Genomic DNA, 12,829 nt, shown 5'->3' with positions numbered 1-12,829 from the left:
GCGGCCCGGCGGCGAAACCGGCCCCCGCACAGCGCTAACGGTGTAGCACGTCGCGGATCGTTGCGGCCAGCTCTTCTTCCACAAACTTGGCGATGTAGGCATCGGCGCCCACACTCTTCACATGGCTCTCGTTGGTGGCGCCGGTCAGCGACGAGTGGATGATGACGGGGATCTGGCTAAAGCGGCCGTCCTGCTTGATATTGCGCGTGAGCGTGAAGCCATCCATCTCGGGCATTTCCAGGTCGGTCAGCACCAGGGCCACCTTGTCCTTGACGGACTTGCCTTCTGCCGCTGCCGCCGCGTGGATAGACTGCAGGCGCTCCCAGGCTTCCTTGCCGGTCTTAGTCATGATGTAGGGCACATCCATGGTCTTGAGCCCCTTCTCGATCATCATGCGGGCCACGGCTGAATCGTCGGCCGCCAAGATGACCTGGCCCGGGTCCAGGCGCAGCTTGGGGATGCCCTTGGACTCCTCGGTCTTCACTTCTTGCGGCATCACATCGCGCAGAATTTGCTCCACGTCCAACACCTGGGCCAGGCGGGTGTTTTCGGCTGCGCCGTCCAGGCGTGCAATGCTGGTCACCAGCCCGCCGCCCGAGTTCTCGGCCGACAACACATGTTTCCATTCCAAGCGCACGATCTCGTTCACCTCTTCCACCGCAAAGGCTTGCGTGGTACGCGCAAACTCGGTCACCAGCAAGATGCCTAGGCCCTTGGTGGGTTTGCAGCCCACCACCATGGGCAGGTTGATCACAGTGATCATCTGGCCGCGGATATTGGCCACCCCCATCACCTCGGGCGGCGAGTTCACCATGGCGGTGATCTCGGGCATCACCAGAATCTCGCGCACCTTGAAGACGTTGATGCCGAACAGCTCGCGCCGGTCGTTGTTGGCAGCCTCGCCCAAACGAAACAGCAGCAGCTCAAACATGCTGTTGGCGGCCAGGTTGGTCCGCTCGTCAATCTCGCGCATCTCTTTGCTCATGGGGTCCGTCCTTTTGAAGGCTTCAAGGTTGCTGTGTTGCCATGGTAACGCTATACGACCTATTTCGGCCAAATCGCCCACATCTGCAGCGGTTGGCGCAAACGGCCGGCCAGATCACCCGCTTCGGCGCCCCAGCCGGCAAAGTAATCCGCCCGCACGGCACCGGTAATGGCGCTGCCTGTGTCCTGCGCCAGCACCAGTTTTTGCAGGCTGGTTTGCGGCCCGGGCGACACCAGCCAGACCGGCGTGCCATACGGAACGCTGCCGGGGTCCACCGCAATCGAGCGGCCCGGCGTCAGGGCCACGCCTTGGGCACCGCGCGGCCCAAACGCCGACTCCAGCTCGGACAGGGTTTCTTCCTTGAAAAAAATATAACGTGGATTCACCCACAGCAACTCCTGCCGCCGTTGGGGATTTTGGGATAACCAAGTTTTGATGCCAGGCCACGAAGCGTCTTTGGTCAACCCTTGATCCAGAAGCCAGCGACCGATGGGTTTATACGGATGCTCATTGGAGCCAGCAAACGCCAAACGGACAAAAACCGTTGACCCATTGTTTTCGGTAATTTTTACCCTGCCGGTGCCCTGAATTTGCAGCATAGTCGCATCCACAGGGTCTGCCATATAGGCAATCACACGACCCTTGAGCGCGGCTTGGGCCTCTGGCAAAGTTTCAATCTCTTGGCGTGTAAACCAAGGCTTGCGCTGCGCCAAATTGGCAGGAACTTGATAGAGAGGTACGTTAAATCGCCCGTTGGGCTGACGACTAGCTTCCATAACCGGCTCGAAATAACTGGTCAACAAGCCGGTGGTCTCGCCAGCCGCCGACTCGATGCGGTAGGCCTGCAGGCGCGACTGCATCCATGCCAGCTGCTCTTGTGCACTGCCGATGCTGAGGCGGCGCACCTCGGGGCACAGTGCGGCCCATGGTGCGGCGGCTTTTTCGCAGCTTTTGAGCCAGGCGTTCCAGGCTTCAAACAGGTTGTCGCTGCCCCAGCCGGGCAGTTCGGACCAGGGCACCGGCACCCAGGTGCCACGGGTCTGCGTCAGGGCCCCTTCCACAGGTGCCGCGGCGGGCCGCGCCGGTGCTGGGGCCGGGTTAGTCGCCACAGGGGCGTAGACCGGCACGCTGCCACAGCCTACCAGCGTTCCTACAATCAGCAGCATTGCCACGACCGACCGATAACGCCCCATGACACTGCTGCTGCTGGAAGCCCTAGGGGCCGGACTGATATTTGTTGCCATCATTTGGTGGACCATGTTTGCAGGGCGCACGCGCGGCGAATTGCCGCCACCGGACGCAGAGACCCAGACGCCTCCGAAAGAGGACTGATTTTTAAGCCATTTAGGGCTCTAGCCCAGGTGGAATAAGCGCAAGCAGCTCCTGTTTTCATAGCAATTACACGAGCACCCGGTGCTGCAACGAAGGCAGCTGGCTGCGGCACTGCAGCAGGCGCGCCGCATCGCAGTCGGCCAGCACCACACCCGCACCCTGCGCCTGCTGGGCCAGCACGTGACCCCAGGGGTCAATCAGCAGGGACTGGCCCCAGGTACGCCGCCCACTGGGGTGCACCCCACCTTGGGCTGCCGCGGCCACAAAGGACAGGTTCTCAATGGCACGAGCACGCAACAGCACCTCCCAGTGCGCCTGGCCCGTGACGTGGGTGAAGGCACTGGGCGCCAGAATCAGGTCCACGCCTTGCTCCGCATAAGCCCGGTACAGCTCGGGAAAGCGCATGTCGTAGCAGATGCTCATGCCCACGCGCCAGGTGTGGCCGTCACGCGAGGGCAGCGCAAACACAGTGGGCGTGCTGCCGCGCTCCAACACACGCGACTCGTCGTAACTCTCGGTCCCATTGTCGAAACGGAACAGGTGAATCTTGTCGTAACGCGCCACACACTCCCCCTGCGGGTTGTAGGCCAGCGAGCTGTTGAACACGCGGTCTTTTTGCCCGGCGGTGAGCGGCAGGGTGCCGGCCACGATCCACAGGCCCAGGCGGCGCGCCGTGGCGGCTAGAAAGTCCTGCATGGGCCCGCTGCCAAAAGGCTCCTGGATGGCCAGCTTGTCCGAGTCGCGCTGGCCAATCAGGCAAAAGTACTCCGGCAGCACGGCCAGCTCAGCACCGGCCTGGGCGGCTTGCTCCAGCAGCGTCTGGGCTTGTTGGAGGTTGTCCGACAGCTGGTCGGTAGACACCATCTGGAGGGCGGCAACACGCATGGCAATGGCTCCTTGAAAAAGGGGGTTAACGGCGCTCGACCTGGGTGACCTTGGGGTCCAACCAGGTGCCGTCGATGGTGAATTCCTGGGTGGCTGCATTGACCAGCGGCCCACGCAGAATCAGCTGGGCCAAAAAGGTGCTCAGACCCACCACCGGGTTGATGGCTGCCGCAATCAGCGAGGCGCTGCCGGCGTTGATTTCCGGCACCACCACCACGCGCAGTTTTTGCGTTTCCTTGGCAATGTCGGCCTGGCCTTCCATCAGCACCGCGGCGTTCACACCCTTCATTTGCAGGTTGGTGGTGCGCGCCACGCCCTGCTCGATGGCAATGTCGCCACGGAAATAGTCAAACGCAAAGCCCTCACTGAACACGTCGCGGAAATCCAGCGTCAGGCGGCGCGGCAATGACTGCAGGCTCAGCACCCCCAGCAGCTTGGCAATGCCAGGGTCGGCCTTGAGGAACTGGCCGTTCTCCACATTCACGTTGAAATTGCCACCCATGCTGGCGTAGTCAACCGTGATGGGCGAGCCCAGCCAGGCCACCTGGCCCTCCACCTTGCCCTTGCCATTGCGCACCACACCGGCCATGCCAAACCGCGTGAGCAGTTCGCCAGAGTTGTTGATGTCGAGCTTGAAGTTGAGCACCGTGCGGCGGCGCTCCTTGAGGCTGCGGCCGGCCGTTGGGCCGCCCAGGTTGGCCCAGTTGCCGCTGGCGGTGAGTGTGGCCTCGGGGGTCTGGATGTTGAAGCGGTTCAGGCGCCACTCGCGGGCACCGGCGGCGCCCAGGTTCACCGCCTCCAGGTCCACCCGGCCCAGTTTTTTGCCACGCAGCTCAAAGTCTTCGACCTCGATGTCTAGCGCCGGAATCGTGGTGGGTTGGTCGTCGAGCAGGCTCTCCACGTCTTGCGCCGTGCTTTGCCCCACCGCCAGGCGGGCCAAGCGGGCATACAGGCGCCCGGCGTTGCTGCCGGTGGGCTGGCGGTACTCCAGGTAACCGCTGAGTTCGGTGGCGTCGAGGTTGGCGCGCCAGACCAGGCCATCACGCCCTCCGCCCACCACCATGTTGTGCAGCTTGCGCCCGGCCACCGTGAGTTCCTTGGTACGCACGGCCAATACCGTGGGCAGGTAACCCATGGCCGCGGAGGCCCCTGAGGCCGCCGGGCTGCCCGCGGGCTGGCTCTCACCGGCCACACGCTCCAGCACATCGCTCCAGGCATCGGCGTCCAGCACCGCCATGTTGACGTTGGCCACTACCCCTTCGTCGGGCAGCGGGGCCGACTCGTCATCGGCCAGGCCCAGCGCAATGGCACCGCGCAGCACACGCGGGTGGGCGCCCGACACATCCCGCACATACACGGCCGAGGCCAATCGCCCCAGCTCCAGGCGCAGCTGCTCCTGCGCACGCACGGGCGCCGCACCGGGCACGGCGCGCACCGCGGTACTGTCCAGCCGCAACGGCAGGGCCTGATCGGCCGGCTTGGCAAACGGGGCGGGCAAGGCCAGCGCCATACCCACCAGGCTGGAGTTGAGCTGCCACTCCAGGGTGCCCGCGCGCAGGCCCAGCGCTACGCTGTAGGCGGCCGAGCCGCGCATATCGTCCGCCAGGCGGGCCAGCGGGCCCAGCTCTTTGGCCTGGCGCAGGCCCTCGGCCGTGGCCGTGCCCTGCAGGCGCAAGGTGGCGGGCACCGCCACGCGCGCGGCCGGGGCCGTGTTGGTGGGCGGGGTGGTCTGCAAGTTCAGGCCACCGTCGATGCGTATATCGCCGCCCACCGCACGCGCGTTACCGCCGGTGACGGTGAAACCCAATTCGGTGAAGGCCACCGTGCCCCGGGCACGTTGCAGGCGTGGCGTGTCGGCGGTGATCTGCAAGTCATTGCCCGACAGCACGATAGAGCCGGCCACCGTGGCGCGATCCACATCAGCGATGGGGAACGCCAGCTTGAGTTTGTAGTCCGCCAGACCCGTGGCGCTGGCAGTGGACAACACGTTGTCCAACAGCCCGCCCAGGGGTGAGCGGTTGACCACGCCCAGCACATCTGCCAATGGGCCTTTGGCCTCGGCCGTGACTTGCAGCTGCGCACCTTCGTAAATATTGGTCATCAGCCCCTCGGCCTTGCCCAGCTGGATGGCCGTGCCCGCGAGGACCCCGCGGTCCACCTTGGCCTGCAAGGTGGCGTGGTCGATGACGAGTTCACCGTTGAGCTGCTGCAGGGCCGGCCAGGGCAGGCTGTCTTTGGGCAGCAGGTAGGGCGGCACATAGGCCAGGGTGGCGTTTTGCACGTTGGCAGAAATACGGAAGTCGCCCTGCTTGGCATCTGCAAACGGAAACCGCGCCAGATCGCCCTTGAGCTTGAACTTGACCCCGGTGGCGGTGCCCGCCAGCACCGCACCACGCACGTAGTCGCGCACCTCTTTGTCCAGCTCCAGCGGCAGGTAGCGGTGCACCCGTGTGCCTTCGGCGCGTGCAAGGCTGCCTTGCAGGTCCAACACACCGGGTCCGTTGGTGGCGGACTGCCACTTGAACAACAGCTCCCCCTGGGTATCGGCATTGGCAAAACGTACATTGCTGCCCGTCACCGTGAGGGCCTCGCCCTGGCGCTGCCAGACCACATCGCCCCGCAACTGCTCGAAGAATACCGGCCCGTCTTCCAGAATGCCGTAGGCGTCGACCACGCCTTTGTCCAGCACCAGCTGGACCTTGCCGCCCACCTGGTTCAGGTCAAAGTCCACGTCCAACCCCTGAAAGCCCGGGCGCGCCGCGTCACCGGTCTGGGCGGGAATGGTGAGCTGGCTGACCCGCCCTTTGAGGGCGTAAGTTTCAGGCTGTTCCAGGGTCCCGCGCCAGTTGCCGTCCAACTGCTCCACCAGTCCGCGCGCGCCCAACTGTTTCAGCCCGGCGTGCAGCGCATCCCCCAAAGGCAGGCGCTGGGCAATCGCACCCATGGCAGCCAGGTCCAGCCGGTCGGCCACCACTTCGCCGCGGGCCGGGGTGCTGCCTTCGGCATCCCAGCGGCGCAGCAGCACGTTGCCACCAGGCCAGCGCAGGCCGTCCTCGGTTTCAAATTGCAGGGCTTGGGTGAACACTTCGGACCCACCGTCCAGACGTTGCGCGCCCACCCGGCCCGACACCGTGCGCAGCGCCAGAGCCGGCAGGTTCGCACCCGTGGTGAGTTGCACACCAGCCATCTGCACATCGGCCGTAGCCCCGGTGGCCAGCCCCTTCTTCACATCGACCCAGGCGCGCAGGGCACCCCGTCCCTGCGCCAGGTCCACACCCAGGTCTACATAACGGCGCAAATGCGCCAGGTCCACCTGCGGAAAACTGGCGTAGAGCTGGCCATCCCAGCTTTGCCAGTGGCCCGAACGGCGTGACAACAGCGGCTCGCGGAAGATGCCCGACAGGGTGAAGCGGTCGCCCCAGGCGGCGGGGGCCTGGGCATCCAGGCGCACGGCGTGTGAGAGCAGGCGGTTGCGCAGCACCAGGTTGACGTCCTGCAGGGCCAGCACGGGTGCGCTGCGCAGCTCATCGGTCCACTGCACCGTGCCGCCCACAATCGCCAGCTCGGACTGGGCAAACAACCAGTCGAGTGCCGCGCTGTCGTCGCTGCCGCCCTCCGGCAGGGGCATGCCAGCAATCCAGAAACGGCCATCGGCGGTGCGGCGGATGTCCAGCACCGGCTTGGCAATGTAGAGCTGCTCCACCCCCATGCGCAGCAGCGAGTGGGGGGAGAGTGCGGCTTGAACAGAAGGCAGCACCAGCGCATCGCGGCCCTGGGGGTCCAGCAGGCGCACCTGGGTCAGCTCGATGGAGGGGATCAGCCCATTGGAAATGGCGGCAATGCCACCGATCTGCACGGTGGTTCCCAGCGCCTCGGAGGCCCGTTGCTCCAGCCACGGGCGGAGTTCGCCGATTCGGGGCACAATCCAAAAATGCAGTCCCGCCCATGCCAAAGCCAAAACCAGCCAAGCCGTTAACAACAAGCGAAGCGCCCACTTTGCGGTCACAGCAGACGCTTTGAGCCAGAGCGAGGGGGCGGGAGTCAAATCATTCATCGTGCTATCGGGACTATGTCAGGAATTATGACCCGCAATGAGCAGCCACCTCGCTCCGAGGGTTCGCGCTTTGGCCAGCGTATCCGCCGCCGTTATGCCGACCAGTTGCACCTTTGCCAGACCAGCGCGCTGCAACGCACGCAATTGCAGGAACTGCTGCAGGCCCTGCTGACCCAAGGATTCGACACCGGCGCGGCCTTGCGCGTCACCCGGCAACTGGCCATGGAGCGCCTGCTGCACCTGGACTGCGACGAACACACCTCGCTGGGCGAAGTGACCCGTGTGATGACCGAACTGGCCGAGCTGGCGCTGGACCAGGCCTACCAGCACAGCTACGCGGCCCTGGAGCAACAACACGGCAGCCCGCGCACGCCCCAGGGCGAGTTGTGCCAGCTTTGCATCATCGGCATGGGCAAGCTGGGGGCGCGCGAGCTCAATGTGTCCAGTGATATTGACCTGATTTACGTCTACGACCAGGACGGCGAGACGACCGGCAACGCCGAGGGCCGTGGCCGTATTTCCAACCAGGAATTTTTTGCCAAGATGGTCAAGGCCGTCTACGCGCTGGTGGGCGACACCACCGAACACGGCATGGTGTTCCGCGTGGACCTGGCGCTGCGCCCCAATGGCAACTCGGGCCCGCCAGCCGTATCGCTGGGCGCGCTGGAGGAATACTTCCACGTGCAGGGGCGCGAGTGGGAGCGTTTTGCCTGGCTCAAGAGCCGGGTGGTGGCGCCGGCGCAGGCCATTGGCTCGGGCTGCGCGCAGCAGCTGCGTAGTGTGGTCGTGCCGTTTGTGTTTCGCCGCTACCTGGACTACAACGTGTTCGATTCGTTGCGTGGCCTGCACCGCCAGATCCGCGACCACGCGGCCAAACGCAGCGCAGGCCGGCCCGAGCGCAGCAACGATGTGAAGCTCTCGCGCGGCGGCATCCGCGAAATCGAATTCACCGTGCAGCTGCTGCAGGTGGTGCGCGGCGGCCAGTACCCCGAGCTGCGCACCCGCCCCACGGTGAGCGCGCTGCAGCGCCTGGTGCGCGCCGGGCTCATGCCCCAGGACACCGCCGATGCGCTGGCACGGGCCTATGTGTTTTTGCGCCAGGTGGAGCACCGCATCCAGTACCTGGACGACCAGCAAACCCATGTGCTGCCCACCGACGAGGCCGACCTGCACTGGATTGCCCAGACACTCGATTTGCCCGACAGCACCGCCCTGCTGCAAGAGCTGGACAAACACCGCGAGCTGGTGGCGCAGGAGTTTGATGCCCTCTTGGGAGGCACCCAGACCGAGTGCCGCGGCTGCACCAAGGGCGGGGGCACCGCCGTAGCGTCCGACCTGGACACGGTGCTGGAACACCTGGAAGGCCGTTTCAAGGACCGCATCACCCTCTGGCGCGAGCACCCGCGCGTGTTGGCCCTGAAAGACGAGTCGCGGGCGCGCCTGGGTCGTCTTGTGCAACGCACGGCCCTGTGGCTGCGCGAAGGCCGCGTCAACGAAGAGGCCTGTGTGCGCCTGGCCGACTGGATGGAGCCGCTGCTGCGCCGCGAGAGTTACCTGGCCATGCTGCTGGAGCGCCCCAACGTGCACGAGCGCCTGCTGCGCATGCTGGGCACCGCGCGCTGGCCGGCGCGTTACCTGCTTAAACACCCGGGCGTCATCGACGAACTCGCCAGCAACGCCATTCTGGAAGAACGTTTTGACGCAGTCGCCTTCGAAGACGACCTGGAGCGCCGCCTGCGCGCGCTGCAAGGCAGTGCCGAAGACGACGACGAGGCGCTGCTGAACCTGCTGCGCCGCGCCCACCATGCCGAGGTGTTTCGCATCCTGACGCGCGACGTGGAAGGCCGGTTGACCGTGGAGCAGGTGGCCGACGACCTGAGTGCGCTGGCCGAAGCCGTGCTGCGCACCACCACCCGCTGGTGCTGGAACCGCCTGAAAACCCGCCACCGCGACGAGCCGCAGTTCGCCATCATTGCCTACGGCAAGCTGGGTGGCAAAGAGCTGGGTTATGGCTCCGACTTGGACATCGTGTTCCTCTACGACGACGAGGACGAACGCGCCGGAGAGATCTACGCCGCGCTGGTACGCAAACTCATTAACTGGCTGACCGTGAAAACCGGCGAAAGCGACCTGTACGAGATCGACACGGCGCTGCGGCCCAATGGCAACTCGGGCCTGCTGGTCACCAGCTTCACCGCCTATGCCAATTACCAGGAACAACGCGGCAGCAACACCGCATGGACCTGGGAACACCAGGCCATGACACGCGCGCGCTGCGTGCTGGGCCCGGCCAGCCTGCAGCAGCGTTTTGACACGGTGCGCGACAACGTGATCTGCACCCCACGCGACGCCAACGCGCTGCGGCTGGAAATTGAAGCCATGCGTGCCAAGGTGCGCAGCGCCCATGCCGACAAGGATGGGCAGTTTGACGTCAAACACAGCGTGGGCGGCATGGTGGACATCGAATTTGCCGTGCAGTACCTGCTGCTGGCACATGGCCAGCACCATGCGGAGCTGCTGCCCAATGTGGGCAATATTGCGCTGCTGCAGCGCGCCCAGGCCTGCGGCCTGCTGCCCGCGCCCGTGGGGGAGGACGCCGCCCAGGCCTACCGCCAGCTGCGCCTGCTGCAACACCGGGCGCGGCTCAACGAAGAGCCCACACAGGTGGACGCCGAGTCGGTCAACGCCGAGCGGGCAGCCGGGCTGGCCTTGTGGACCGCGGTCTTTGGCACCCCGGAAATTTAAAGACTTTTAGGGCTCTAGCCCATATGGGCACTGCGCAAACAGCTATTGATTTAATAGCAAACTACGCGTACCCCCTGGCGCACCATGGCGGGGGTCAGCTGGCGCGGATACGCTGCACCAGCTTGGTGGTGGAGTAACCCGCCACAAAAGGCAGCGCCAGCGCGCGACCGCCCCAAGACTCGACCAGCGCGGTCTCGGGCAGCTTGGCCATGTCGTAGTCGCCACCTTTGACCAGGATGTCGGGCCGGATCTGCGCAATGATCTCCACCGGTGTGTCTTCGCCAAACCAGGTCACCAGGCTCACCGCCTCCTGGCTGGCCATGACGATGGCGCGGTCGGCTTCGGCGTTGAGCGGGCGGTCGTCACCCTTGCCCAGGCGTTTAACCGAGGCATCGGTGTTCAGCGCCACGATCAGGCTGCCGCCCAGCGCGCGGGCCTGCGCCAGATACATCACGTGGCCCCGGTGCAGCACATCAAACACACCGTTGGTGAACACCCAGGGCCGGGGCAGCGTGGCCAGGCCAGCCGCCAGGGTGCTGGTGTCCACAATTTTTTGAAGAAAAGCCGGAGTTGGGTCGATAGAAGACATGCGGGCAATGCTAGCAGCACGGCGCGGCGCCCTTGGGCGGCATTGCATAATCCGCCGACCTGTATGCACCTTGTCCCCGTCAATATCGAGTCTATCCGCCTTGGCCAGCCCCTGCCTTTTCCGCTGGTGGACAAGGACGGCGTTCTGCTGGCCCGCAAGTCCTTTGTGGTCGTCTCGCGCCGCGAGCTCGACGAAATTTCCCAGCGCGGCGGCGGCCTGTTTATCGACGTGGCCGACTCCGAGGCGCACCACCGTGCCTATGTGGAGCGACTCTACGACCTGGTGCGCGAAGACAAGCCGCTGGGTGAGATTGCCGGTGCCAAGATCTCGGGCGACTCGGCCAGCGAACGCCAGGCCGAACAGGATGACCGCATGGACTGGCTGGACCTGCAGGAAACCGCCAACACCTTGTTGCGCGACACCCACGCCACCTCGTTTGCTGACCGCCTGACGCGCCTGCTGCGCCAACTGGAGCGCCACAGCCTGCGCAACCCGGACGGCACGCTGTTCGCGCTGATCTACCTGTCCGCCACCGACACCCACATGTACAGCGCCACCCATTCCATGCTGGTGAGCGTGATGTGCGGCCTGGCGGCCAAAGACGTGCTGAACTGGTCCGCCGACGACCAGGCACTGGTGGTGCGCACGGCGCTGACCATGAATGTGGCCATGACCGAGCTGCAAGACCGGCTGGCTCTGCAGGTGGAGGCGCCCAATGCCGTCCAACGCGCGGCCATCAGCACCCACGCCCAACGCTCGGCCGAGCAGCTGCGCAGCATGGGCATTGGCGAGCACGACTGGCTGGAGGCCGTGCGCGGCCATCACACCCAAGCCCCGGGTCCGCTGGCCGAACGCAACCGGGCCCAGCGCATCGCCCGCCTGATCCAGCGGGCCGACATGTTTGCGGCGCGCCTGGCGCCCCGGGCCGCACGCGCGCCGATTGCACCGGCAGCGGCCATGCAGGCCTGCTACTTTGACGAGAAGAAAGCGATTGACGAAGCCGGCGCGGCCCTGATCAAAGCCGTGGGGATTTACCAACCGGGTTCGTTTGTACGCCTGGCCACCAATGAAGTGGCGGTGGTGATCAAACGCGGCGCCAATACCACCACACCGCGTGTGGCGGTGCTCATCAACCGCGCCGGCCTGCCCACAGTGGAGCCCACCATCCGCGACAGCAGCGTGCGTGAATACCGGATTGTGGCCAGCGTGGCCCACCGCGACGTGAAGGTCCAAATCAACCTGGAGCGGCTGCTGCCGCTCACCGCAGCCCCCGCCTCAGACCGCCCGTGGTGAAGCCGGGTCAAGGTTGGCGCCCAGGTCGCGCGCCAGCTCTTTGCGGAACTTGTTGAGTTCCTGCACGGTGGTAAAACTGCGCTCCATGAGCAGGCTCATGTTGTGCAAGATGCGCTCGACCACCTTGGTTTCCCACACGGCATCAAAGTTGATTTGTTTGTCCAGCCAGTGCTCCAACCACTCGGGGTTGGGCAGGCGGCTCTGGATGGTGTCCAGAGGGAACAGAGCCTTGTTCACATGCAGATTGGTGGGGTGCAAGGCTTGGGCCGTGCGACGCGCACTGGCCATCAATACGCCCACCTTGGCAAATGCACTCTTGGCTTCCACACCAAACTTGCTGATGGCGCGCTTCATGTAGCGCAGGTAGGCGCCGCCATGGCGGGCTTCATCCTGGCTGAGCTTGGTGTAGATCGCTTTGATGACGGGTTCGGTGTGCCACTCGCTGGCGCGGCGGTACCAGTGGTTCAGGCGAATCTCGCCGCAGAAGTGCAACATCAGTGTCTCCAGCACGGGCGCCGGGTCGAACTCGAAGCGCACGGCGTGCAGCTCTTCCTCGGTGGGCGCCATGTCGGGACGGAAGCGGCGCAAGTACTCCATCAGCACCAGCGAATGTTTCTGCTCTTCAAAAAACCAGATCGACATGAAGGCGGAAAAGTCGCTGTCGCCGCGGTTGTCACGCAAGAACATCTCGGTGGCGGGCAAGGCCGCCCACTCGGTGATGGCATTCATCTTGATGGTGGCGGCCTGCTCGTCGGACAGTTTGTCGCCCTCAAAAGCGGCCCAGGGAATGTCTTTGTCCATGTCCCAGCGGACCGATTCAAGCTGTTTGAAGAGTTCAGGGTAAAGCATGGCGACCTTTCAGTTCCAATTTCGCGGAATTCTAGACGGGCTGTGTGTCAGCACGTTGACAGAGCCGTGACGCCTCCATACAGGAGGCAAGGTTTTT

At 64.8% G+C, this 12,829-nt stretch carries 9 protein-coding genes; 3 read left to right on the top strand and 6 right to left on the bottom strand.

Annotated elements, in window-relative coordinates; translation table 11 throughout:
• Positions 1-34: 34 nt before the first annotated feature.
• Positions 35-985 (bottom strand): chemotaxis protein, encoded by a 951-nt coding sequence (locus C5F53_RS19065; RefSeq protein ID WP_105262985.1) that lies wholly within the window; start codon positions 983-985, stop codon positions 35-37.
• 59 nt (positions 986-1,044) lie between these two features.
• A complete protein-coding gene (locus C5F53_RS19060; RefSeq protein WP_105262984.1) occupies positions 1,045-2,244 on the bottom strand; it encodes a murein transglycosylase A in 1,200 nt (399 codons plus the stop codon).
• Here C5F53_RS19060 and C5F53_RS20375 point away from each other — a divergent pair.
• Positions 2,177-2,317 carry a hypothetical protein gene (locus tag C5F53_RS20375; protein ID WP_201740898.1) on the top strand — a complete coding sequence of 47 codons (141 nt, stop codon included), beginning with the start codon at positions 2,177-2,179 and terminating at the stop codon, positions 2,315-2,317. The genes C5F53_RS19060 and C5F53_RS20375 overlap by 68 nt on opposite strands.
• A 66-nt stretch (positions 2,318-2,383) precedes the next feature.
• Here the strand turns inward: C5F53_RS20375 and C5F53_RS19055 are convergent, their stop codons facing one another.
• Both C5F53_RS19055 and C5F53_RS19050 read right to left on the bottom strand, forming a co-directional pair.
• The gene (locus tag C5F53_RS19055) at positions 2,384-3,202 is read right to left on the bottom strand and encodes a carbon-nitrogen hydrolase family protein (RefSeq protein WP_105262983.1); all 819 of its coding nucleotides are present in this window, start codon (positions 3,200-3,202) and stop codon (positions 2,384-2,386) included.
• Positions 3,203-3,227: 25 nt separating this feature from the next.
• Complete coding sequence (locus C5F53_RS19050) at positions 3,228-7,124, bottom strand: YhdP family protein (RefSeq protein WP_236635448.1); 3,897 nt, start codon at positions 7,122-7,124, stop codon at positions 3,228-3,230.
• 159 nt (positions 7,125-7,283) lie between these two features.
• On the opposite strand from C5F53_RS19050, the gene glnE reads away from it, so the two are divergent.
• Positions 7,284-10,001 (top strand): bifunctional [glutamate--ammonia ligase]-adenylyl-L-tyrosine phosphorylase/[glutamate--ammonia-ligase] adenylyltransferase, encoded by a 2,718-nt coding sequence (gene glnE / locus C5F53_RS19045; RefSeq protein WP_236635447.1) that lies wholly within the window; start codon positions 7,284-7,286, stop codon positions 9,999-10,001.
• Between the two features lie 94 nt (positions 10,002-10,095).
• Here the strand turns inward: glnE and C5F53_RS19040 are convergent, their stop codons facing one another.
• Positions 10,096-10,590 (bottom strand): adenylyltransferase/cytidyltransferase family protein, encoded by a 495-nt coding sequence (locus tag C5F53_RS19040; RefSeq protein ID WP_105262980.1) that lies wholly within the window; start codon positions 10,588-10,590, stop codon positions 10,096-10,098.
• 63 nt (positions 10,591-10,653) lie between these two features.
• Here C5F53_RS19040 and C5F53_RS19035 point away from each other — a divergent pair, with 63 nt between their 5' ends.
• Entirely contained in the window at positions 10,654-11,883 is a 1,230-nt protein-coding gene (locus C5F53_RS19035; RefSeq protein ID WP_105262979.1) for a hypothetical protein, read from the top strand.
• Here the strand turns inward: C5F53_RS19035 and C5F53_RS19030 are convergent.
• Positions 11,866-12,732, bottom strand: a complete 867-nt coding sequence (locus tag C5F53_RS19030) for a ferritin (RefSeq protein ID WP_105262978.1) — start codon at positions 12,730-12,732, stop codon at positions 11,866-11,868. The genes C5F53_RS19035 and C5F53_RS19030 overlap by 18 nt on opposite strands.
• Positions 12,733-12,829: the final 97 nt, after the last annotated feature.

It is taken from the genome of Rhodoferax sp. TS-BS-61-7 (assembly GCF_002943465.1).
Classification (GTDB): Bacteria; Pseudomonadota; Gammaproteobacteria; order Burkholderiales; family Burkholderiaceae_C; genus Allorhodoferax.
Note: the sequence above shows the minus strand (reverse complement) of the source record. Positions and strands in the feature narration are given on the sequence as shown.

Coding starts and splice junctions, on each gene's coding strand:
- C5F53_RS19065 (WP_105262985.1), bottom strand. CDS start 985: ATGAGCAAAGAGATGCGCGAGATTGACGAGCGGACCAACCTGGCCGCC.
- C5F53_RS20375 (WP_201740898.1), top strand. CDS start 2,177: ATGACACTGCTGCTGCTGGAAGCCCTAGGGGCCGGACTGATATTTGTT.
- C5F53_RS19060 (WP_105262984.1), bottom strand. CDS start 2,244: ATGGTCCACCAAATGATGGCAACAAATATCAGTCCGGCCCCTAGGGCT.
- C5F53_RS19055 (WP_105262983.1), bottom strand. CDS start 3,202: ATGCGTGTTGCCGCCCTCCAGATGGTGTCTACCGACCAGCTGTCGGAC.
- glnE (WP_236635447.1), top strand. CDS start 7,284: ATGACCCGCAATGAGCAGCCACCTCGCTCCGAGGGTTCGCGCTTTGGC.
- C5F53_RS19040 (WP_105262980.1), bottom strand. CDS start 10,590: ATGTCTTCTATCGACCCAACTCCGGCTTTTCTTCAAAAAATTGTGGAC.
- C5F53_RS19035 (WP_105262979.1), top strand. CDS start 10,654: ATGCACCTTGTCCCCGTCAATATCGAGTCTATCCGCCTTGGCCAGCCC.
- C5F53_RS19030 (WP_105262978.1), bottom strand. CDS start 12,732: ATGCTTTACCCTGAACTCTTCAAACAGCTTGAATCGGTCCGCTGGGAC.